Source organism: Arthrobacter sp. AL12 (assembly GCF_029960645.1).
Lineage (GTDB): Bacteria > Actinomycetota > Actinomycetes > Actinomycetales > Micrococcaceae > Arthrobacter.
Genome location: NZ_JASBQY010000010.1, coordinates 103,542 through 126,134, shown reverse-complemented (window position 1 = coordinate 126,134; position 22,593 = coordinate 103,542). Strand labels below are relative to the sequence as shown.

The following is a 22,593-nucleotide window of genomic DNA, read 5'->3' as shown; positions in this document are numbered from 1 at the left end:
ATCCGGGCTTCGAGCACCGGATTCCCATCGATCTTCCGGGCCTGCGCACGAGACCTCCGCTTCTCGGCCTTCACATCCGCGGTCACCGGCCGGTATCCCCGGGTCTTCGTGGAATTACGGCCACGCTCCCGCCACACGACGGTGTGATCCCGGCCAATATCGGCACCGATCCGCCGATCCGTCCACCCCGCCTTGATACCTACCGCAATATCCGCCCTGTCAGACATCGTCAACGCCCTGCGACCCACCAGCAACTCCCACCGCTCAAACCAATGTTGTTGCTACGACGCTATGACACCGCCGCCTCCTTTCGCTTTGCGAATACCGATTAATTTGCGGCGGGCATTTCTTTGCCCAATTACGGCCTTTTCTTCCTCAATTCACAGGGGCCTTAATTGGCATGCCAAATTCCCCTCGTTCCCGCAGTACCTATGAAAGGTCCATCGTGACAATTGCCAGCACCACAGCCCGACCGCTAAGCACGAGCCGGCGGAGGGAGGTGACCACCATGAAGCAGAAACTCCAGGGCATACTGCGCCGGGCCCTCAAGCCGGCCCCACGGCACACGACGCTGTTCAACGGACAACTCCTCGACCAGAAGCGTGAAGACGTCTACGTCGTCATGCACCAGATGGGCCTCATCCGCTGAGGCAGGTCCAGTGCATCGAAGGAGTAACCGATGACTGACAGCGGAACTGATCTGCAGGGAGCCCACGCGGCAGCGCGTGGGCTCCCTCGTTTAAGCACCGGTTCAGCCGCCTGCCCGGCGCAGCACCGCCACCCGTGGCTGCCCCGGTAAGCTCGGGGTCATGCAGGAGACTAAGCCGCCGGAGCACCGCAGACGTGTCCGACTGGTCATTCCAAGCCGCAGCGACCCCCTGCTGAGGAACTTCACGGAGCTGATCGGTGGACCCATGGGCCGCCGCGCTGCCCCCGGCATCGTCTCCCCCGGATTTTTCACCGTCGAACGCGTCCTGATCCTACTCACCGTTCTGGCAGCCGTGATCGGCATCCTGCTCAAGTCCTTCTGCCGCGGCAATGGCTGGGAAACCCCGGGCCAGTTCTATGCGACCTGCTATTCGGACTTCCCGGAACTGTTCAGGAACCGGGGCCTCGGCGACGGCGCGTTCCCCTTCATTTCGCAGGGGACGTTCTTCGAGTACCCCGTCCTCATGGGATTCATCGCCGGCGCCACGGCCCTGCTCGTGCCCGGCGAGGGCGTCTCGGCCGGCCGGATCCTGGCCTACTTCGACATCAACGCCGGCCTGATCCTGGCCGTCTGGATCGTCACGGTCCTCGCCACAGCACGGATGGCCCGCCGTCGGCCCTGGGACGCGGCGATGGTCGCGGTGGCCCCCGGCCTCATCCTGGCCGGCACCATCAACTGGGACATGTGGGCTGTGGGGCTGCTGGCCCTGGGCATGTACTGCTTCTCCCGGAACAAGCTCGTACTGGCCGGGATCTTCATCGGGCTGGGTACCGCCACCAAGCTCTACCCGGTGCTGATTCTTGGCGCGGTCCTGCTCCTGGCCCTGCGCACCGGGAGAATCCGGGCGGTCCTGGTCACGGCCGGCGCCGCCGGCGCCGCGTGGCTGGCCGTCAACGTCCCGGTTTTCGTCGTAAACCCGGAAGGCTGGAAATACTTCTACCAGTTCACCGAGGACCGGCCCGCGGGCTACAGCTCGCCCTGGTTTGCCTACAACCTCGTCGCCGACCGGCTGGGCTGGTTCCCCCTGCAGCCAGAGGCGATCAACGCCCTGGCCTTGAACCTCTTCGTGCTGGCCTGTGTGCTGATCGGCCTGCTGGCCCTTGCCGCGCCCCGGCGGCCCCGCCTTGCGCAGCTCGTCTTCCTGATCGTGGCCGCGTTCATCCTTACCAACAAGGTCTACTCACCGCAGTTCGTCATCTGGCTTATCCCGCTGCTTGCCCTGGCCCGGCCGCGCTGGCGCGACTTCCTGGTCTGGCAGACCTTCGAGGCGCTGCACTGGGCGGCCGTCTGGATGTACCTTGGACAGGTGACGAGCGGGGGCGTCTCCCAGCACAATATTGATATGCCCTACTACGTCCTCGCCGTGGTCTTCCACATGATCGCCACCGGCTACCTCATGGCGCGGGTGGTCTGGGAGGTCTGGGACCCCAGCCAGGACGTGGTCCGCCGATACGGGATGGATGATCCGCAGGGCGGGCCGTTCGAAGGGGTTCCGGACCGGTTCCGGGTCGACCTGCTGCGGCCTGCGGCGTCCGTGCTGCCCAGGCGGAGGGCGTCCGCGGATGCCTGACGTCGCTGTCGTCGGATCAGGACCGAACGGGCTCGCCGCGGCGGTGACCCTCGCGCGCGCCGGACTGAAGGTGCACGTCTACGAGGCGGCGCCCACCCCGGGCGGGGGGCTGCGCACCACGGAACTCATGGAGCCGGGGCACTTTCACGATGTCTGTTCGGCCGTGCACCCGATGGCCCTGGCCTCGCTGTTCTTCCGGGAGTTCGAGCTGTCCCGACGGATCCGGCTCGAGGTTCCCGAGGTCTCCTACGGGACACCGCTGGACGGCGGCAGGGCGGCGCTGGCATACCGCTCACTCGAGCGCACTGTTGCCGGCCTGGGACGCGACGGCCGCGCCTTCGGGCGGCTGATGGGCCCGCTGGTGCAGCGCGCGGACGGCATCACGGACCTGACGCTGAACCAGCTCCTGCGCATACCGCGCGACCCGGTGGCCGCCGCCCTGTTCGGAGCCCGGGTCCTGGAGCAGGGCTCACCGCTCTGGGGGCTTCGGTTCCGGGAGGATCTGGCGCCCGCGCTGCTGACCGGGGTCGCCGCGCACGCGGTGGGGCAACTCCCGGCCCCCGCTCCGGCCGGAGCCGGCCTCATGCTGGGGACCCTGGCCCACACGGTCGGCTGGCCGGTCCCGGTAGGCGGCTCCGCGGCGATCGCACAGGCCATGGTTGCGGACATTGAAGCGCACGGAGGGGCGGTGGAAACCGGGGCCCGGATCGGATCCCTGGACGAGCTGCCCCCGGTCCGTGCCACGCTGCTGGACGTGGCGCCGCCCGGGCTGCTGCGCATGGCGGAAGGCAGGCTCCCCGACGGCTACCGCCGCGCCCTTGAGTCGTTCCGGTTCGGAAACGCGGCCTGCAAGGTCGACTTCATCCTTTCCGGCCCGGTGCCGTGGGCGGCGCCCGGACTTGCCGACGCCGGCACGGTCCACGTGGGCGGTACCCGTGCGGAGATGGCCGAGGCGGAAAACCTGGTCGCCGCGGGGCGGCATCCGGAACGGCCCTATGTCCTGGTCTCCCAGCCATCGGGCTTCGACGCCGGACGGGCACCGGAGGGCCGGCACGTTCTGTGGAGTTACTGCCATGTGCCGGCCGGATCCACCGTGGACATGGCGGAGGCCGTGACCGCCCAGCTGGAGCGCTTCGCCCCCGGATTCCGCGACCTCGTCCTCGGCCATCACGTCACGACAGCGGCTGAACTCGGTGCGTACAACGAGAACTACGTCGGCGGGGACTTCAGCGCCGGCATGATGGATCTCCGCGGCATCATCCGCCGGCCCGTCCTCAGCCCGGTCCCGTGGCGGACTCCGCTGCCCGGCGTCTACCTCTGTTCCTCCTCCACCCCGCCGGGGCCCGGCGTGACAGGCATGCCAGGATTCCACGCCGCTAAATATGCCCTCAGGGACATATTCGGCCTCGGGGTGCCGTCCCTCCGGATCTAGGGCAGCTGCCGCACCCGCACCGCGGGCCAGGACCTCAGGCCAGGGATGGACTGACCGGCCGGAGGGCGGAGATCCTGCCATCACGCATGCTGGCGACTGTATCCGTCAGCGGGACGAATCCGGTGTCGTGGGTGACCATCACCGTCGCCACGCCGAACTCTTCCGTGACATGGCGCAGCAGCCGCACAATCGCCTCGCTGCGGTCATGGTCAAGGGCGGCTGTTGGTTCATCCACCAGCAGCACGGCAGGATCCCCCATCAGGGCCCGCGCGATGTTGACCCGCTGCCGCTGGCCGCCGGAGAGCTGGTGGGGCCGTTTCCCGGCTGCCGGGTCCAGACCAACGAGATCCAGGAGCTCGGCGGCACGTCGGGTGGCCGCCCGCGCCGGTTTGCCGCGCAGGTGGTCCCTGATCACCAACTGCTCCAGCGCGGTCAGGGACGGCAGCAGGTTCGGCTGCTGGAAGATGATGCCGATCTGGTCCCGGCGCAGCGACGTGCGCTCCGCCTCGGACAGTCCCCCGGCATCGATGCCACCGATCACCACAAGACCTGCCGTGGGCCTGACGAGAGTGGCGGCGACGGCCAGCAGGGAGGACTTGCCCGACCCGGAGGGTCCGACCAGGGACAGGAATTCCCCCCGGGCGAGCTTGACGTTGACGTCGTCGAGAGCTTTGAGGGTGCCGTCGCCGTCGGGGTACTCCAGGGTGACGCTGGCGAGATTAAGGGCGGTGTTCACGATGTATGCCTTTCATGGAATATTTTGGGTGAGGTGAGGTGAGGTGAGGTGAGGTGAGGTGAGGTGAGGTGCGGTGCGGAACGGCGGCTAATTGCCGCCCAAGGCCAGGAGCGGATCGACCCGGGTGATGCTCCGGACCGCCACGGCCGCGCCCGCCAGTCCGAGCACCACGATGCCCGCCACCGGCAGCAGGGTGGTCTGCGGGGTCAGCAGGAACGGGGCCACCCCGGCGGCGAGGACGCCGCCGGCCACGCCGGCTGCGCCCCCGGCCGTGGCTCCGGCGAGGAGCACGAACGCCGCCTGGACCATCGCGTCCTTGAGGACGTAGCCGGAGGATCCCCCGAGGGCCTTGAGGACCGCGATATCCCGGGTGCGCTGCACGGTCCACACGGTCAGGAATGCCACGATGACCAGGGCTGAGATCCCATACAGGAACGCCTGCATCAGCAGCAGGGAACCGTTTTCGCTTTTGTAGGATCCCAGGGCCTGGAAAGACCCGTCCCGGGTAGTGCTCACAGTCCCGGCCGCTGCGTTGGCGGCCTCGACGTCGAGCGACTGTCCTCCGTCGGCGGTGATCGCAATGACGGTCGCGGCGGCATCAGTGCCGGCGATGTGGGCCAGCGTCCGCCAGTCGCCGAGGGTGGTCCAGACAACTCCGGTGTGGGAATACCACTGGTCCGGGACGACGGCCGAGACGGTCAGTTCGGTACCGCCCACCGTGGCCTTACTGCCGGTGCGCAGTTGGAGTTCCTCGGCGAGGCCGCTGCCGATCACGACCGTTCCCTCGGCCACGGGGACCGGCGCCAGGCCGCTTCCCTCCGTGCCGAAGACCGCCACGCTGGCCGTCCCGGAAGGGGCGCCAGCGAGGCCAATCGCCTGGAACCGGCTCTGGCTGATACCCAGCAGCTCGGCGTGCGCCACGCCTTCCCGGGAGTCCCACTCGGACCACTGCCTGCGGGTGATCTCGGATTCGGTAAACGACGCCTTGGCGCTGTCTCCGGCGGGGGCCCCGAAGACAATCTGGTCCGCGGGGAGGGCGGCGAGGGCCGACGTCGACTGGTTGCCCAGACCGGCGGTGAGTCCGGAGAGCAGGACGAGCAGCAGGGTGATGAGTGCAACGACTCCGCCCATCAGAACGAAACGTCCTTTGGCGAAGCGGAGGTCGCGGAGAGCGAGATACATGGCAGTCCTTTTCTTGGGGTTTGTGGCCTTGTTCCAACCCTCCCGCTACGCCGCTCCGCCGGCATCGCCCGCCCGGTGGGGACTGCGGGCCGGAGTGGTTGACCGGAGGGTCAACCGAAAGGTTGATCGTGGCCCGGGGGCAGGCAGGTCGACCGGAATCGGCCCGCCCCGGCGCTACGCTGAATGCATGGACGACAAGGCCCGCAGCACGCCAGCAGGGACATCCACCGCCGCCGGCGCCCCGGATGCCGCGGTGATACTTCGTGTCCTGCGGGTGTGCCTGCACAGCGGCTTCGCGGTCCTGCTTCTGGTTGCCGTGGTGCGGCTGTTCGGCACCGGCCTGCAGGGCACGGGCTGGCCCGCCCTGGGCCTCGCACTGATTCTCGCGGCTGTCTACGTGCTGGGGACCGTCCTGGAGAAGCGGCACTCTGCGGATCCGTCCAGGTTCGATCCGCGGCCGTATTCGCACCTGTGGCTGGCGGCCGTCTGCCTGCTCTGGCTGCTGTTGATCTGGGCCAGCGCCGACTTCGTCTGGCTGGCCTTCCCGCTCTTCTTCCTGCAGCTGCAGGTATTGCCGCTGCGGCTGGCGCTGCCGGCGATCGCACTGAGCACGGTGCTGGTCATCGTGGCGCTGTGGTTCCACAATTCCGCAGCGGACGGCGGTGCCCTGCAGCTGCCGATGGTGCTGGGGCCGGCGTTCGGGGCGGCCTTTGCCGTGGTCACGGGGCTGGCGTACCGGGCACTCTACCTGGAAGCCGAAAAGCAGCGCCTCGCCGCCGAGGAGCTGCGCCGCACCCGCGCCGAACTTGCCCGCAGCCAGCACGACGCCGGCACGCTGGCCGAGCGGGCACGGCTGGCCCGCGAAATCCACGACACCCTGGCCCAGGGTTTCTCCAGCATCGTGCTGATGGGCCGCTCGGCGGAAAAGTCCCTCGACGACGGGGACACTGCCACGGCCCGGGACCGGCTCCGGACCGTCCAGGAGACGGCCTCGGCCAATCTGGCCGAGGCCCGGAACTTTGTCCGCGGCCTGCAGCCGCCCGCCCTGGCGGAGGATTCGGCGGAGCAGTCAGGGGACACCTCGGTGGAGACGCTGGCGGGGAGTCCGCCGGAGGACCCCCTGGTCAACAGCCTGCGCCGGCTCTGCGAAAAGACCGAAACCGAGGCGGCCGCCCGCGGCACCCGGCTGCGCTGCCGCTTCGACCTGGAGGGAACCCCGGTGGACCTGCCCAACCCGTACCGCACCACCTTGCTGCGGGCCGCGCAGTCAAGCCTCGCGAACGTATGGGTGCATGCCCAGGCGGGCACCGCCGTCGTGACCCTGTCCTTCCTGGGCAGCGAAGTGGCGATGGATATTTACGACGACGGCGCGGGCTTCGATCCCTCGGCGGTCACGGGCCCCGCCGGGCGCCCCGACGGCTCGGGCTACGGACTCAAATCGCTCCAGGAACGGGTGGCAGCGCTGTCCGGCAGCCTGGACATCGAGTCCGCCCCCGGCGAAGGCACGGTGGTGGCCATCCGGCTCCCGCTCGGTGATTCCCCGCCCGGGAGACCGGCGTGAACGACATCCGCGTCCTGCTGGTGGACGACCACCCGGTGGTCCGGGCCGGCCTGAGGGCCATGCTGGGAGATTTCGAGGGCCTCACCGTCGTCGCCGAGGCGGCCGACGGCGGCGCGGCCCTGGCCGAGCTCTCCCGGCTCCATACCCTCGGCGAGCCGGTCGACGTCGTCCTGATGGACCTGCAGATGGGCGCGGGCATGGACGGCGTCACGGCGACCGGCAGGATCAAGGCGGGCGAGGCCGGCCAGCCGGCCCCGCCCGTGCTCATCCTCACCACCTATGACTCGGACGCTGACATCCTGGCCGCGGTGGAAGCCGGGGCGAGCGGCTACATGCTCAAGGACGCCCCGCCGGAGCAGATCCGCCAGGCGGTGCTCGCCGCGGCGGCCGGCCAGACCGCGCTGGCCCCCGCGGTGGCCGCCCGGCTGATGGGGCGGATCCGCAGTCCCGAACCGGTCCTGTCCGCGCGCGAGATCCAGCTGCTGGAGCTGCTGGCCACCGGACTGGGCAACCGGGCCATCGCGAAGCAGCTGTTTATCTCCGAGGCAACGGTCAAGACCCACCTCGTGCACATCTACGGCAAGCTCGGCGTGGACAACCGGACGGCCGCGATCTCCGTGGCCGCGCAGCGCCGGATCATCCGGCGCTTCTGAGCCCGGACGCTGCCGCCGCGCCCCTGGTCGCGTTCCTTCTCGGTCGCGGGGAAGCTGAATGTGACGGCAGATTGTGACAAGGACTTTGTCTGCGGCTCGGTGCATAATGGCGCGGTGGGGAAAATATCGAGAATTTCAATTGTCCTGGTTGGTCTTATGCTGGGCGCCTCGCTGGTGTCCTGCGACGACGGCAGCGCCGGCGCACGCGACGCCGCGAAGCAGCTCGCGTCCGCCGTCTCTGCGCTGGACGTCGGATCCGTCGCCTTCGAGGGCAAGGACTCCGGCGCTGCCAATGAGCAGCTCAACGAGGTGTTCAAGGCCCTTGACCCGGTCAGGCCCGCGGTGGAAAGCGGCGAACTGACGTTGGAGAAGGACACTGCCACGGTCCCACTGAACTACAGCTGGAAGATAGGCTCCGGCGAATGGAAGTACACCACCTCCGCAGAACTGAAAAAGTCCGGCGACCAGTGGCTGACCATCTGGAACCCGGCGACGCTGGTTCCCGGGCTGGCCGAGGGAGAAATCCTTGGCACCCTGTCCCAGGCTCCGCAGCGGGCGGAGATCCTGGGTGCCGGTGACACCAAGCTGGTTACCTCCCGGCCGGTCGTGAACGTTGGAATCGACAAACCGCTCCTGGCTGCCGCCGACCCGGCTGTGTCCGCCACGAAGCTCGCCGAACTCGTGGGAGTAGACCCCGCAGCCTACGTCCAGCAGGTCCAGGCGGCCGGCCCCGAGGCCTTTGTTGCCGCCATTACGCTGCGCGAGGACGGAAGGACCATCTCCGACAACCAGATCGGCGACATTCCCGGCGCCCGGGCCATTCGCGACTTCCTCCCCCTGGCCCCCACCCGCACGTTCGCCCGCGCCCTGCTGGGCACCGCAGCCGAGGCCAACGCCGAACAGATCGAGAAATCCGGCGGAGCGCTCCAAGCCGGTGACACCACGGGCAGCGGCGGTCTGCAGCAGCAATACGACGCGCAGCTGCGCGGCAGCAACGGAACCCAGGTCTTCGCCGAGAAGGCCGGCCTCACCGCCACAGAACGGCAGACGTTGCTCAACGAAGGGCGCCGCGCTCTCTTCCAGGCCGACATGAAGGTCGGAACGCCGCTCAGAACGACGCTGGATCCCAACCTCCAGCAGCTGGCCGAGGACGTCCTGGCGAAGGTGGGCCCGGCGTCGGCCATTGTGGCGCTCCGGCCCTCCAGCGGCGCCGTCCTGGCCGCCGCCTCAGGACCGGGCAGCAACGGTTACGACACCGCCCTGCTGGGGCAGTATGCCCCCGGTTCCATTTTCAAGATCGTGGACTCCCTGGCCATGATCCGCAACGGCATGACCCCGGAGTCCATGGTGGAGTGCCCCGGCACCCTGACCGTCGACGGCCGCACCTTCAAGAACGCCGAGGGCTACCCCGCGTCCTCGCTGGGATCGGTGACGTTGCGCGATGCCTTCGCGCACTCCTGCAACACCGCGTTCATCAACGCCCGCAACGGCGTCGGCCAGGCCCAGCTGGAAGCCGCCGCCACGTCCCTCGGCGTCGCGGTGGAAGCCCCGGCGCTGGGGGCCGGCGCGTTCCTGGGCTCGGTTCCGGGCGAGGCCACCGGGACCGAGCACGCCGCCTCGATGATCGGCCAGGGCAAGGTGCTGATGTCCCCGCTGGCCGCCGCCGTCATGGCGGGCTCGGTCGTCAAGGGCGCGCCGGTGTCGCCGCAGCTCGTGCTGAACCCGGGAGCCGATGAGGCCGCGGCCACGGGCGCCTCGGCCGGTTCCACCCCCTCTGCCGGATCCACGCCGTCAGCTTCGGCCCCGGCCCCGGCGCCAGCCTCCGGCACGCCGGTCACCGCAGCCGAGGCCGCCGCCCTGGCGGACATGATGCGTGCCGTGGTCACCTCCGGGCACACCGGCTTCCTCGCCTCCGTCCCGGGCGCCCCGGTCGCGGCGAAGACGGGAACCGCCGAGTTCGGCAGCGAGAACCCGCCCAAGACCCACGCCTGGATCGTGGCCGTGCACGGGGACCTCGCCGTCGCCGTGTTCGTGGAGGAAGGCGGGCTCGGCGCCACCGTCTCCGGTCCGCTGCTGAAGGAGTTCCTCACCGCCGCGGGCTAAGGCCGTCGACGGGCCGCAACGGCGGCCGTGGGAGGATGGAAGCGTGGCTCATATTGACGTTTCCAACATCGATTACTTCCTCTCCGACGGCACCCAGCTGCTCAACGGCGTGACCTTCAAGGTCCCCGACGGGAGCAAAACGGCGCTGATCGGACCCAACGGAACCGGCAAGACCACGCTATTCCGGATCATCTCCGGCGACCTCATCGCCGACGAAGGCGTGATCGGCCGTTCCGGCAACATGGGCATCATGCGCCAGTTTGTCGGCCAGGTCCGGGACGAATCCACCGTCCGCGACCTGCTGGTCTCCGCCGCCCCGCCCGCCCTGGCCGCCGCCGCCCGTACCGTGGACGCGGCGGAGCTGGCCATGGTGGAGCACGACGACGAGCCCACGCAGATGGCCTACGCGCAGGCCATCGTGGACTGGGGCGACGCCGGCGGGTACGACGTCGAGACCGTCTGGGACGAAGTCTGCATGGCCGCGCTCGGCCTGCCCTTTGACCGCGCGCAGCACCGCCCGGCGTCGAGCCTCTCCGGCGGCGAGCAGAAGCGCCTGGTGCTTGAGGCACTCTTCGCCGGCCCCGATGAGCTGCTGCTCCTCGACGAACCGGACAACTACCTCGACGTCCCGGGCAAGCGCTGGCTCGAGGCCAAACTCAACGAGTCGAAGAAGACCGTGTTCTTCATCAGCCACGACCGGGAACTGCTGAACAATGCCGCGGGCCGCATCGTGACCCTCGAACCGGGCATCAACGGCGCCGGCGCCTGGATCCACGGCGGCGGCTTCGGCTCCTACGTGGACGCCCGCGCGGACCGGAACGCCCGCTTCGAGGAGCTCCGGAAGCGCTGGGACGAGGAGCACGTGAAGCTCAAGGAACTCGTCAACATGTACAAGAACAAGGCCGCGTTCCGCTCCGACATGGCCAACCGGTACCACGCCGCGCAGACCCGCCTGGCGAAGTTCCTCGAAGCCGGTCCGCCCGAGGCGCTGCCGATCGAGCAGAACGTGCAGATGCGGCTCAAGGGCGGCCGGACCGCCAAGCGCGCCGTCGTGGCCGAGAAGCTGGAACTCACCGGACTGATGAAGCCCTTCTCCACCGAGGTCTGGTTCGGTGACCGCGTCGGCGTGCTCGGCTCCAACGGCTCCGGCAAGAGCCACTTCCTGCGCCTGCTCGCGACCGGCGGCACCGACCCGGAACGGGAGCACCTGCCGGTTTCCGACGTCGACATCGCCGAGGTCCCGCACGACGGCACCGTGAAACTCGGCGCCCGCATCCGCCCCGGCTTCTTCGCCCAGACCCATATCCGGCCCGATCTTCTGGGCAAGACGCTGCTGGAAATCCTGCACCGCGGCGACGAACACCGCTCGGGCATGGGACGGGAGGCCGCGGCCGGCGCGCTCGACGGCTACGGTCTGGCGCCGGAGTCGGAGCAGAAGTACGAGTCGCTCTCCGGCGGGCAGCAGGCCCGGTTCCAGATCCTGCTGCTGCAGCTCTCCGGCGCCACCCTGCTGCTGCTCGACGAGCCCACGGACAACCTGGACCTGCACTCGGCCGAGGCGCTCGAACGCGCCATCGACCACTTCGAGGGAACCGTACTGGCCGTCACGCACGACCGCTGGTTCGCCCGGACCTTCGACCGCTTCCTGGTCTTCGGCTCCGACGGCAAGGTCTACGAGTCGGCCGAGCCCGTCTGGGACGAAAAGCGCGTCCAGCGCGTCCGCTGACCACCAGCAACGCGGAGTCACCTATCGCCCATAAACCCCCGGGAATGGGCGCTAGGTGACCCCGCGTTGTTTGGCGGGTGGGCCGCGCTACTGCGGCAGCAGCCCGGACGGCTGCTCGGCCTCCGGCCCGGCGGTTCCGCCCATGGCGGCGACCAGCCGTTCCCGGGCGCGCCCCAGGTGCTCGTCGAGCAACTCGGCCGCCGCCCCGCCCTGGCCGGCCCCGATCAGTTCGAGGATTTTCTGGTGTTCGGCCTGGATCAGCGCGGTGTCCAGCAGGTGCAGGGACTGGACCCGGACCATGCACAGCCGTACCTCGCCCACCAGCGAGCGATACATCCTGCTGATCCGTTCATTGCCCACGGCGTCGATCAGGCTGGTGTGGAACCGCATGTCGGGTTCGACGACGTCGAGCGGGGCCCCGGACTGCACGGCCGCGATGTCGCGGTTGGCCTGCACCGCCGCGGCCGGCACTTCCCGGGTGCGGGCAAGCCGGCGGAGCACTTCACTTTCCAGGTACGCGCGGGCCAGGTAGATGTCCCGCACCGAGTCCGGGCCGAGGTCGACCACCCGGGCGGTTTTGTGGGTCCCCCGGTCCAGCAGTCCCTCGGCCACGAGCTTCTCGATCGCGGCCTTCGCCGTCGGCCGCGCCACGTCGTACGCGGAGGCGACCTCTGACTCCGTCAGGGCATCCCCGGATCCCAGCTCACCGGCAAAGATCCGGCTTCGCAGGTCCGCAGCGACCGCGTCCACGATCGAGACTGCTGCAATTCGCCCGGCCACCGGAGCTCCCTTCCCGCCAAGAGTTTCTTGATTCACTCCCAATCTTGCCAGACAAGACAACAAGTCTCTCTTGACGATCATGTGTACTTGTAAGACAATCAAAGGGCGCCACGGTGTTGTGACGCCTAACACAATCTGGAGACTCATGTTTGAGCAGATCCTCGACCCCATAGCCGGGTCCCTAGCGATTTCAGCCCTTTGCGCGGCGCTTCCCCTCGTCCTGCTGTTCGTGCTCCTGGGCGTTTTCAAGGTCAAGGCCCCCGTGGCTGCGCTGGCCGGCCTGGCCCTCTCGCTCGTGCTGGCCGTCGTCGGCTGGCGGATGCCGGTGAACCAGGCGCTGAGCGCCACCGCGGCGGGCGTCTTCTATGGGCTGTTCCCGATCCTGTGGATCCTGGTCAACGCGCTCTGGATATACCGGCTCACCGTGGCCACCCCGTGGTTCGAGGTGCTGGGACGCACCATCCGTTCCATCTCGAACGACCTCAGGATCCTGTCCATCCTCATCGCGTTCTGCTTCGGTGCCCTGCTGGAGTCCCTGGCCGGATTCGGCGCCCCGGTGGCGATCTCCGCCGCCATGCTGATGGCTGCCGGCATGAAACCGCTGAAGTCCGCCGTGGTTTCGCTACTGGCCAACACCGCACCGGTGGCCTTCGGCGCGATGGCCGCTCCCATCATCGCGCTGAACGGCGTCACGGGCCTGCCGCTGCATGATCTGTCGTCCATGGCTGGGCGCCAGACGCCGTTCATCGCCCTGATCGTTCCGCTGCTGCTGGTGTTCATTGTCGACGGTCGGCGCGGTGTGAAGCAGACCTGGCCCGTGGCCCTAGTGGCCGGCGCCGCGTTCGGCGTAGCCCAGTTTGTCACCTCGAACTACTTCGCCGTGGAACTCACCGATGTTGTCGCCGCCGTTGTCACCGTGGCCGCCGTGCTGCTGATGCTGAAGGTCTGGCAGCCGAAGGAGATCGTAGGGGTCGAAGGTGCCGTCGAGGGCGCCCGGGAAGCCGCCCACGCCGCCGTCACAGCCGGCTCGCCCGACGCCGTGTCCGCCGGCCGGGCTTCCGGCTCCGGGCCCGCCGGAGGACACGCCGCCAACGCCGGACACGCCGCGGGGACCACGGTGCCCACCGACAACTCCCGGCCCGAACCCCGGCAGATCTGGATGGCGATCGCCCCTTACCTGATCATCATCGCGGTGTTCTCGGTGGCCCAGATTCCGTTCGTCAAGACCTGGCTGAGCCAGGTCGGCAGCGTGACGTTCGCCTGGCCAGGCCTGGACATCACCGATTCGGCCGGCAAGCCGGTCGCGGCCACCAAGTTCAAGCTCGACCACTTCAAGGCGACCGGAACCCTGCTGCTGTTCTCCGGGCTGCTGACCATGGCGCTGTACAAGGTCAGCGCTTCGCGGGGCCTGCGGATCTACCGGAACACCCTGGTCCAACTGCGCTGGACGATCGTCACCGTCACCGCCGTCCTGGGGCTGTCCTTCGTGATGAACCTCTCCGGCCAGACCACCACCCTGGGCTTCGCGCTGGCCTCCGCGGGCGGCTTCTTCGCCCTCCTCTCGCCCCTGATCGGCTGGATCGGCGTCGCCCTCACCGGCTCCGACACGTCCTCCAACTCCCTGTTCGGCCAGATGCAGGCCACCGCGGCGGAGCAGACCGGCCTGTCCCCGGTGCTGATGGCCGCCTCCAACTCCTCCGCCGGCGTGATGGGCAAGATGCTGTCCCTGCAGAACCTGGCCGTTGCCGCCGCCGCCGTCGGCCTGGACGGCGCGGAGGGGACACTGTTCCGCAAGCTGATCGGCTGGAGCCTGGGCCTGCTGGCGCTGATCACCGTGCTGATCTTCCTGCAGTCCACCCCCGTCCTGGGCTGGATGGTCCCCTGATGGCTCCTCTGGACCTGGCGGCCCTCCGCTCGGCCGTACACGACCCCGCCCAGGTGAAGACCCGGGCCATCGACCTGCACGCCAACGCCCATGACGCCTCGCATTTCCTGCTCATCCCGCAGGCCGTTGTCACGGCCGGGAACGCCGCCGAGGTCGGCGGGCTGCTGCGCGCCAGCGCCGCCCAGGGCGTGCCGCTGACCTTCCGCTCAGGCGGGACCAGCCTGAGCGGCCAGGCAGTCACCGACGGCGTGCTCGTGGACGTCCGCCGCAACTTCCGGGACATCGAGGTGCTCGACGGCGGCGCCCGGGTCCGGGTCCAGCCCGGCGTGACCGTGCGGGCGCTGAACGCCAGGCTCGCCCGCTACGGCCGGAAGTTCGGCCCCGACCCGGCGAGCGAGGCGGCGTGCACGATCGGCGGCGTCGTGGCCAACAACTCCTCCGGCATGAACTGCGGCACCGTGGACAACACCTACCGCACCCTGGAGTCGCTGACCGTGGTGCTCCCCTCCGGCACGGTCATCGACACCGGGGCGGCGGACGCCGACCAGAAACTGCGTGCCCTCGAACCGGACCTCTACGACGGGCTGGCCCGGCTGGCCGAGCGGGTCCGGGCCAACCCGGACTCCGTGCACCGGATCCGGCAGCAGTTTTCCATGAAGAACACCATGGGCTACGGACTGAACTCCCTGCTGGACTTCCGGAAGCCGGTGGAGATCATGGCCCACCTGATCATCGGCAGCGAAGGCACCCTGGGTTTCGTGGCCGAGGCGGTCTTCCGCACCATCCCCCGGCTCCAGCACGCGGCCGCGGCCCTGCTGGTGTTCCCGGACCTGGAGGCCGCCAACGCGGCCCTGCCCGCCCTCGTCGAAACCGGAGCCGCCACCATTGAGCTGATGGATGCCCTGTCACTGAAGGTGGGGCAGACCCTCAAGGGAACGCCCGCCGTCGTGCAGGACCTGGCGGTCCGGGACCACGCCGCCCTGCTGGTGGAATACTCCGCCGCCAGCGCCGGGCACCTGGCGGAACTCCAGGGCCACGGCGAGGGCATCCTCCCGGGCCTCGGGCTCTCCGCCGCCGCCCGGTTCACCGGCGACGCCCGGGAACGGGGCCAGCTCTGGCAGCTGCGCAAGGGCCTCTACGCCTCGGTGGCCGGGGCCAGGCCCCAGGGCACCACCGCGCTGCTGGAAGACATTGTCGTCCCGGTCCCGGTGCTGGGCCGCACCTGCCGGGAACTGATCCGGCTCTTCGACAAATACAACTACAGCAACAGCGTGATCTTCGGCCATGCCAAGGACGGCAACGTCCACTTCATGCTCACCGACGGCTTCGCCACCGCGGCCGAGCTGGACCGCTACAGCGCCTTCACCGAGGACATGGTGGACCTCGTCCTGGCCGAGGGCGGATCGCTGAAGGCCGAGCACGGGACCGGGCGGGTTATGGCCCCGTACGTCCGCCGGCAGTACGGCGACGAGCTCTACGACGTCATGCGCAGCATCAAGCGGCTCTTCGACCCGGCCGCGATGCTCAACCCCGGCGTGCTGATGGATGAGGACCCGCAGGCGCACCTGCGGCACATCAAGACCGCGCCGCCCGTCGCCGAGGAAGTGGACCGCTGCGTCTCCTGCGGCTACTGCGAGCCGGTGTGCCCCAGCAAGGACATCACCCTCACGCCGCGGCAGCGGATCGTCACGCTGCGCGCCATCGAATCGGCACGGCTGGCCGGGGACACGGCGCTGGTCAGGGAACTGGAGAAGGACTACGAGTACGAGTCCGTGGACACCTGCGCCGTGGACGGGATGTGCCAGACCGCCTGCCCGGTGGATATCAACACCGGATCGCTCGTCAAGCGCCTGCGCAAGGCCGACGCCGGTCCGGTTGCCAACGGGGCGTGGAACGCCGCCGCCAGGCACTGGGAGGGCGTCACCCGCGGTGCCTCGCTGGCGCTGACGGTCGTCGACAAGCTCCCGGCCGCGGCCATCGCTCCGCCCAACAAGGCCGCCCGGGCGGTGCTCGGAGCGGACACCGTGCCGCTGTATTCCGCCGAGTTGCCGGGCGGCGGTTCCGCGCGGAAGCGTCCGACGCCGGCGGGCCCGGTTGACGCTGTCTACTTCCCGGCCTGCGTCGGCACCATGTTCGGGCCCGCCGGAGCGGGTCCGGACGCCGGAGGACGCGGGGTGCAGTTCAGCTTCGAACAGCTCTGTGCCCGGGCCGGGCTCACGCTCCTGGTCCCGGACGGCATCGACGGTCTGTGCTGCGGCACGCCCTGGTCCTCCAAGGGCATGGCCGCAGGCCAGGAGACCATGCGGGAGAAGACGCTGGCCGCCCTCCGGGTGGCAACCCGGGGCGGCGAGCTGCCCGTCGTCTGCGATGCTTCCTCCTGCACCGAGGGCCTGCGCCAGGCCGTGGAATCGGACGTGCCCGCGGCGGGGCAGCGGGCCCTGCGCCTGCTGGATGCCGTGGACTTCGCCGCGGAACGGATCCTGCCCCGGCTTCCCGCCCACGGGAAGCTGGAGTCGCTGGCCCTCCACCCCACCTGCTCCTCGACCCGGATGGGTCTCAACGATGCCCTCGATGCCGTCGCCGGGGCCGTGGCCGAGCGGGTCGAGGTCCCGGAAAACTGGGGCTGCTGCGCGTTCGCCGGCGACCGGGGCATGCTGCACCCCGAACTGACGGCGTCGGCCACCGCGAAACAGGCCGCGGAGGTGGCGGACCTGGGCGCCGCCGCGCATGCCTCGTGCAACCGGACGTGCGAACTGGGCATGACCCGCGCCACGGGCGCCCAGTACCGGCACGTGCTGGAACTGCTGGAGGAAGTCACCCGCTGACTAACAGCAACGCGGGGTCACGTAGCGCCCATTCCGGGGGGAATTATGGGCGCAACGTGACCCCGCGTTGTTTTGTTAGGGGTGGGACTCTGCGCGAACAATGATTAAATGATCACGATCCGTTAGCATTTGTTCATGACCACTGAGGAGCGGCACCGCCGCATCGGCGAGATATTGCGCCACCGGGAACACGTGTCGGTCGATGAGCTCATGGCCGAATGTGGCGCCTCCGGCGCGACGATCCGTCGTGACCTCGAGGTTCTGGCGCTCCACGGCGTCCTCCGCCGGGTCCACGGCGGGGCCCGCAGCCTGGTGCTGCGCGGTGAGAACCCGGAATACGGGCAACGCGAGATCGAGGACCACGCCGCCAAGATCCGGATTGCGGCCGGCGTCGCCGCCCTGCTGCAGGACCGCCGGCATGTCTGGCTGGACAGCGGCACCACGGCCACCGAGGTGGCCCGGCAGCTGCGGCAGCGCGACATGACCCTGATGCCGATGTCGTTGCGGGCCGTCAGCGCGCTGACCGAGGGCGGCCCGGCCGGCCGGCATCCCGAACTGCTGCTGCCCGGCGGAAGCCTGATCCCCGGGGAACTGTCCTTCCGCGGGCCAATGACGGAATCCAACATCCGTTCGCTGCGGTTTGATACGGCCGTACTCACGCCCTGCGCGCTGAACCTCGGTGACGGGCTCCTGGCCCATGACCTCGACGATGCGGCGGTAAAGCGCGCCGGACTCGAATCCGCGGGCAGGGTGATCGTCGCCTGCTCCGGCAGCAAGTGGAACGCCAGCGCCGTCGCGCTCGTCGCGCCCCTGGATGCCGTGGATGTCCTGGTCACCGACAAACAGCTCAGTACCGACGAACTTGCCCAGCTCACCCAACACTCGGTGGAAGTAGTGATCGTATGACCAAGACAGCAACCCGCCCGCAGCTCAACGCCGCAGCCGCGGCAACGTTCCTGATTTTCGGCATCAACGGGCTCGTGTTCGCCAGCTGGGCCGCCCGCATCCCTGCGGTGACCGACATCCTGGACATCTCCTCGGGACAGATGGGAACCCTGCTGCTGTGCGTGGCGGCGGGCTCGCTGATCGCACTGCCCACCGCCGGCCATGTGGTGGGCCGGATCGGGACGGCCAATGCGGTGCGGGCCGCCGGCTTTGTCGCCGCCCTGGCAGGCGTCGGTGTCGCGCTGGCACTGCTGGCCGAGTCCGTGCCCGGGACCGCAGTCGCGCTGTCCTTCTTCGGCATGGGCATCGGGCTCTGGGACGTGTCCCAGAACATCGAAGGCGCCGACGTCGAACACCAGCTCGGGCGCACCATCATGCCGCAGTTCCACGCAGCCTTCAGCGGGGGTGCGTTCCTGGGCGCCCTGATCGGCGCCGGACTGGCGGGCCTCGGCGTCGGGCTCCCGGCGCATCTGCTGGTGATCGCCGCCATCGTCGCCGTCGTCACCCTGGCTGCGCCGCGCTACTTCCTGCCGCACCTCCCGGCGCCCGTGCCGGTGGCCGGGGAAGCCGGGGAGCCCAAGGGCGGCTCGGCCTGGCGGGACGGACGGACACTGCTGATCGGCGTCGTGGTGCTGGGCGCGACACTCACCGAAGGCGCCGGAAACGACTGGATCGCAAAAGCCGCCGTGGACGGCCTGGACGCAACGGAATCGACCGGGGCGCTGCTGTTCGCGGCCTTTGTCCTGGCCATGACCGCGGTGCGCTTCGTCGGCGGCCGGGCGATCGACGCCTACGGCCGGGTGCCTGTGCTCCGCGCCAGCATGGCCGCCGCAGCAGCAGGGCTGGGGCTCTTCGTCCTGGCCGGCGACATCTGGATGGCCACGGCCGGCGCGGTGCTCTGGGGAGCCGGGGCTGCCCTCGCGTTCCCGATGGGCATGTCGGCTGCGGCCGACGACCCAAAACACGCGGCCGCCCGTGTGTCGGTCGTCTCCACGATCGGGTACGTTGCGTTCCTTGCCGGTCCGCCGCTGCTCGGCTACCTCGGTGACCTGATCGGAATCCGGCTGGCCCTGCTGGCCATCATGATCCCGATCCTGGGTGCTCTTCTGCTCGCCGGCGCCGCGAGGCCCTTGCGCGCCAGCTGAGCAGGCGGCGGGCGTCTGTATTCTCCTGAATGCATATGTCCTGGAAGACCAGCCAGAGCAGGAGCACCACGGGCACGGCCAGGCATACGCTGCCGACCGTGTCCACGAGCCAGTGGGCGGACAGGTACGTGCGGCTGACCATCATCGTCAGCACCCCAAGCCCCGCGAGGACCGCTGCCCAGGCGCGGCCCACCAGCAGCGCCATGACCACCAGGAACGCCGCGGTGCTCGCCACGTGGCCCGATGGGAAGGAGCCCGTATCGGTCAGGACCACCGTGTTGTCCGGCCGCTCGCGGAAGATGCCCGCCTTGAGGATCTGCGTGCAACCCAGGACAGCCAGGCCTGCCGCGGCGGCGAAGAGGGCCATCGTCGTGCGTCGCCTCAGCAGCAGGGCCGCGACGAGCAGCCCGTGAACCACCAGGGCGCCGCGGTAGCCGGCCAGATTCAGGACGACATTGAGGCCGTCCCAGAACGGACTGCGCAGGGACGCGATCCAGCGGCCCCAGCCTTCGTCCAGAGCCTGGAACGGGGGCGTCCGCACGTCCGCCAGCAGCAGTCCCCCGAGGACGGCGCCCAGCGTGAGCAGGGCGGTACTCGCCGCCAGCACGCTACCCGGCGGCAATCGCTGAGGGTCCAGCACTCGGGTCATCGCATTATCGTAACCAACCGGACCGGCCCGGCGGGCTGGACCCTGCCTCCGCAGGACTTTGGAAGTCCGTCCCTGCCGGACCGCATGCCGCCGCGATCCGGCAGTAAGGTGGTCGCATGCGCAGCATGTTGAGGAAGGCGCCGAGCCGGGTCGGGAAATTCGACCGGAAACTCGTGCGCGCCGTGTCCGGCCTCCCCGGGGGCAGTCATGACGACTTTTTCCGACGGCTTTCCGCTTCGGCGAACAAGGGCAAGCTCTGGTTTGGCATCGCTGCTGTGATGGCCCTCTTCCCTGGCAGGACGCGCCGCGCCGCGCTCCACGGCGTGCTGGCACAGGCCGTCGCCTCCGCGGTCACGAATGTCGGGTTTAAGACCCTGCTGCCGCGGGCCCGCCCGCTGCCGGAGCACCTTCCGGTCTTCAGGTTTGTGCATCCCCAGCCCACAAGCTCCTCCATGCCCTCGGGACACTCCGCCTCGGCCGTAGCGTTCGCCCTCGGGGCCGGTCTCGTCAGGCCGGCCCTCGGCGCTGCGCTGGCCCCCCTCGCGGCGGGCGTCGCCTACTCCCGGGTCCACACCGGCGCCCACTGGCCCTCGGATGTGTTCTTCGGATCGGCGATCGGCGCGGGGGCGGCCCTGGTCACGCGCAAGTGGTGGCCCGTCCGGCCGCCGATTCCCGAGCTCACGCGCACCCCGGTGAAAGCCGCGGAGCTTCCGGAGGGTGAGGGCCTCGGCATTGCGGTAAACACACTGGGCGGCTCGTATGCGGCGGAAACCGCAGCTGCCCTCCAGAAAGTATTCCCAAAAGCGTATATAACTGAGGTGACCCGGCACGAGGACCTCGCCGAGGAGATCGCACGGGTGGCCTGCCGGCCCGGGATTGTTGCGTTGGGCGTCTGGGGCGGCGACGGAACGGTCGGCACGGCGGCCGCGGCCGCCGTCGAGCATTCCCTTCCGCTCCTAGTCCTGCCGGGCGGCACCCTCAACCACTTCGCCCGGGACGCCGGGACCCCCACTCTCATCTCCGCCGTTAAGGCCGCGTCGCGCGGCGAAGCGGCACGGGCGGATGTGGGCAGGGTGTCCGTGGAGCGCGGGCTGCCCGACAGCCCCGAGCTGTTGCACCTGACCATGCTCAACACCGCGAGCGTCGGCCTCTACCCGAACCTGGTCCGTCGGCGCGAACTGCTCCAGCCGGCCCTCGGGAAACCCCTGGCCGGGGTCGTCGCGATGCTGCGGACCTTCGCCGCCGGGACACCCACCACCCTGATCGTCGACGGGGTACGGCACAAACTGTGGATCCTTTACATCGGCCGCGGACGGTACTACCCCCGCGACCACGCACCGCTGGTCCGCCCGGTCCTCGACGACGGCGTCTTCGACCTCAGGATGATCACCGCCGACGAATCCTTTGCCCGGCTCCGGCTGCTGTGGTCCGTGCTGACCGGAACCGTCGCCACCTCCCGGATCACCCACCTCAGTGAATCCAGCAGCATCCACGTGGAGCCGGGGGACACCAGCATGGTCCTGGCCGTGGACGGGGAGGTCATGCCCGGGGTACGCGGCGTCGAATTTTCGGTGGCGCCCGGCGCCCTGACGTACTACTCGCCGGCATCCTGACGGCGGCACTGTCATCCTCCCGGACTACCCTGATTAGACCCTGAATCATCCCTGAGACCGGCGAAACCGGCGCTCCGCGTCGGTAGCGTGGTGTGTACACCCACCCCCACTGCTAGGTAAAGGAACGCTTCCATGATCGAAGCACGAGGCCTGACCAAGGTCTACGGCGACAAGACCGCCGTCGCCGGAGTCAACTTCACCGTCGACGCCGGCCGGGTCACCGGCTTCCTGGGCCCGAATGGAGCCGGCAAATCCACCACCATGCGCATGATCATGGGGCTGGACCGGCCGACGTCGGGCACCGTCACCGTCAACGGCACCCCGTTCGCCCGGCACGCAGCGCCGCTGCGCGACGTCGGCGCGCTGCTCGACGCCAAGGCCGTCCACACCAGCCGCTCCGCCTACAACCATCTGCTCGCGATGGCCGCGACGCACAGCATCCCGAAAAAACGCGTGCACGACGTCATCGAGATGACCGGGCTGGCCGACGTGGCCAAAAAGAAGGTCGGCGGCTTCTCCCTCGGCATGGGACAGCGCCTCGGGATCGCCGCGGCGCTGCTCGGCGACCCGCAGACGGTCATCCTGGATGAGCCCGTCAACGGGCTGGACCCGGAGGGCGTCGTCTGGGTCCGCAACCTGGTCAAATACCTGGCCTCCGAGGGACGCACGGTGTTCCTCTCCAGCCACCTCATGAGCGAGATGGCCGTCACCGCCGACCACCTGATCGTGATCGGCCGCGGCCGGATCATCGCCGACGCGCCGATCCAGGAGATCATCACCGGAAAGGGCCAGATCCGCACCCGAGTCCGTACCGACCAGCCGGACCAGCTGATGCACCTGCTCGCCGGCGACGGCGTTTCGGTGGAGCTGCAGGAGAACGAACTGCTCGAGGTCACCGGCCTCGACCCGCGGCGGATCGCCCGGGCAGCCCTCGAGAGCCACATCATGATCTACGAACTCACCCCGCTTCAGGCCAGCCTCGAGGAGGCCTACATGGAACTGACCAAGGATGAGGTCGAATACCACTCACTGATCACCGCGGGCGCTGCCGCCCCCGTCCAGTCCGGAGGCAACTAAGC

17 protein-coding genes and 1 pseudogene are annotated in these 22,593 nt (G+C 69.2%); 13 read left to right on the top strand and 5 right to left on the bottom strand.

Annotated features, from left to right (window positions below):
* Positions 1-227, bottom strand: a pseudogene (locus QK291_RS12630) (IS30 family transposase); the annotation flags it as partial.
* 281 nt (positions 228-508) lie between these two features.
* Here QK291_RS12630 and QK291_RS12625 point away from each other — a divergent pair.
* The 3 genes from QK291_RS12625 (at position 509) to QK291_RS12615 (ending at position 3,711) form a co-directional block, all read left to right on the top strand.
* Positions 509-649, top strand: coding sequence for a hypothetical protein (locus tag QK291_RS12625; protein ID WP_282382343.1), 141 nt, complete (start codon positions 509-511; stop codon positions 647-649).
* 160 nt (positions 650-809) lie between these two features.
* Positions 810-2,279 (top strand): glycosyltransferase 87 family protein, encoded by a 1,470-nt coding sequence (locus QK291_RS12620; RefSeq protein ID WP_282382340.1) that lies wholly within the window; start codon positions 810-812, stop codon positions 2,277-2,279.
* Positions 2,272-3,711 carry an NAD(P)/FAD-dependent oxidoreductase gene (locus QK291_RS12615; RefSeq protein WP_282382338.1) on the top strand — a complete coding sequence of 480 codons (1,440 nt, stop codon included), beginning with the start codon at positions 2,272-2,274 and terminating at the stop codon, positions 3,709-3,711. Before QK291_RS12620 ends, QK291_RS12615 begins: the two co-directional genes overlap by 8 nt.
* A 34-nt stretch (positions 3,712-3,745) precedes the next feature.
* Here QK291_RS12615 and QK291_RS12610 read toward each other — a convergent pair whose 3' ends face one another.
* Positions 3,746-4,447: an ABC transporter ATP-binding protein gene (locus tag QK291_RS12610; protein ID WP_282382336.1), complete on the bottom strand. Its 702-nt coding sequence runs from the start codon at positions 4,445-4,447 to the stop codon at positions 3,746-3,748.
* A gap of 87 nt (positions 4,448-4,534) precedes the next feature.
* Entirely contained in the window at positions 4,535-5,629 is a 1,095-nt protein-coding gene (locus tag QK291_RS12605; RefSeq protein WP_282382334.1) for an ABC transporter permease, read from the bottom strand.
* A 187-nt stretch (positions 5,630-5,816) separates the two neighbouring features.
* On the opposite strand from QK291_RS12605, the gene QK291_RS12600 reads away from it, so the two are divergent.
* From QK291_RS12600 to QK291_RS12585, 4 genes are all read left to right on the top strand, one after another.
* A complete protein-coding gene (locus QK291_RS12600) occupies positions 5,817-7,190 on the top strand; it encodes a sensor histidine kinase (RefSeq protein ID WP_282382332.1) in 1,374 nt (457 codons plus the stop codon).
* Positions 7,187-7,843, top strand: a complete 657-nt coding sequence (locus QK291_RS12595) for a response regulator transcription factor (RefSeq protein WP_282382330.1) — start codon at positions 7,187-7,189, stop codon at positions 7,841-7,843. Before QK291_RS12600 ends, QK291_RS12595 begins: the two co-directional genes overlap by 4 nt.
* Before the next feature lie 114 nt (positions 7,844-7,957).
* The gene (locus QK291_RS12590; RefSeq protein WP_282382329.1) at positions 7,958-9,946 is read left to right on the top strand and encodes a penicillin-binding transpeptidase domain-containing protein; all 1,989 of its coding nucleotides are present in this window, start codon (positions 7,958-7,960) and stop codon (positions 9,944-9,946) included.
* A 43-nt stretch (positions 9,947-9,989) separates the two neighbouring features.
* Positions 9,990-11,672, top strand: coding sequence for an ATP-binding cassette domain-containing protein (locus QK291_RS12585; protein WP_282382327.1), 1,683 nt, complete (start codon positions 9,990-9,992; stop codon positions 11,670-11,672).
* 87 nt (positions 11,673-11,759) lie between these two features.
* Here QK291_RS12585 and QK291_RS12580 read toward each other — a convergent pair whose 3' ends face one another.
* Positions 11,760-12,452 (bottom strand): GntR family transcriptional regulator, encoded by a 693-nt coding sequence (locus QK291_RS12580; protein WP_282382324.1) that lies wholly within the window; start codon positions 12,450-12,452, stop codon positions 11,760-11,762.
* 145 nt (positions 12,453-12,597) lie between these two features.
* On the opposite strand from QK291_RS12580, the gene QK291_RS12575 reads away from it, so the two are divergent.
* The 4 genes from QK291_RS12575 (at position 12,598) to QK291_RS12560 (ending at position 19,252) form a co-directional block, all read left to right on the top strand.
* The gene (locus QK291_RS12575; protein WP_282382322.1) at positions 12,598-14,337 is read left to right on the top strand and encodes an L-lactate permease; all 1,740 of its coding nucleotides are present in this window, start codon (positions 12,598-12,600) and stop codon (positions 14,335-14,337) included.
* Positions 14,337-17,162: an FAD-binding and (Fe-S)-binding domain-containing protein gene (locus QK291_RS12570; RefSeq protein ID WP_282382319.1), complete on the top strand. Its 2,826-nt coding sequence runs from the start codon at positions 14,337-14,339 to the stop codon at positions 17,160-17,162. The genes QK291_RS12575 and QK291_RS12570 overlap by 1 nt, the downstream gene beginning before the upstream one ends.
* Before the next feature lie 135 nt (positions 17,163-17,297).
* The gene (locus QK291_RS12565) at positions 17,298-18,068 is read left to right on the top strand and encodes a DeoR/GlpR family DNA-binding transcription regulator (protein ID WP_282382317.1); all 771 of its coding nucleotides are present in this window, start codon (positions 17,298-17,300) and stop codon (positions 18,066-18,068) included.
* Positions 18,065-19,252: an MFS transporter gene (locus QK291_RS12560; protein ID WP_282382316.1), complete on the top strand. Its 1,188-nt coding sequence runs from the start codon at positions 18,065-18,067 to the stop codon at positions 19,250-19,252. Before QK291_RS12565 ends, QK291_RS12560 begins: the two co-directional genes overlap by 4 nt.
* Here the strand turns inward: QK291_RS12560 and QK291_RS12555 are convergent.
* A complete protein-coding gene (locus QK291_RS12555) occupies positions 19,188-19,901 on the bottom strand; it encodes a phosphatase PAP2 family protein (RefSeq protein WP_282382314.1) in 714 nt (237 codons plus the stop codon). The two genes, QK291_RS12560 and QK291_RS12555, sit on opposite strands and share 65 nt — an antisense overlap.
* 116 nt (positions 19,902-20,017) lie before the next feature.
* Here QK291_RS12555 and QK291_RS12550 point away from each other — a divergent pair, with 116 nt between their 5' ends.
* Together QK291_RS12550 and QK291_RS12545 are read left to right on the top strand one after the other, a co-directional pair.
* Entirely contained in the window at positions 20,018-21,514 is a 1,497-nt protein-coding gene (locus QK291_RS12550; protein WP_282382313.1) for a bifunctional phosphatase PAP2/diacylglycerol kinase family protein, read from the top strand.
* A gap of 132 nt (positions 21,515-21,646) precedes the next feature.
* Entirely contained in the window at positions 21,647-22,591 is a 945-nt protein-coding gene (locus QK291_RS12545) for an ATP-binding cassette domain-containing protein (RefSeq protein WP_282382312.1), read from the top strand.
* The last annotated feature ends 2 nt before the right edge of the window (positions 22,592-22,593 follow it).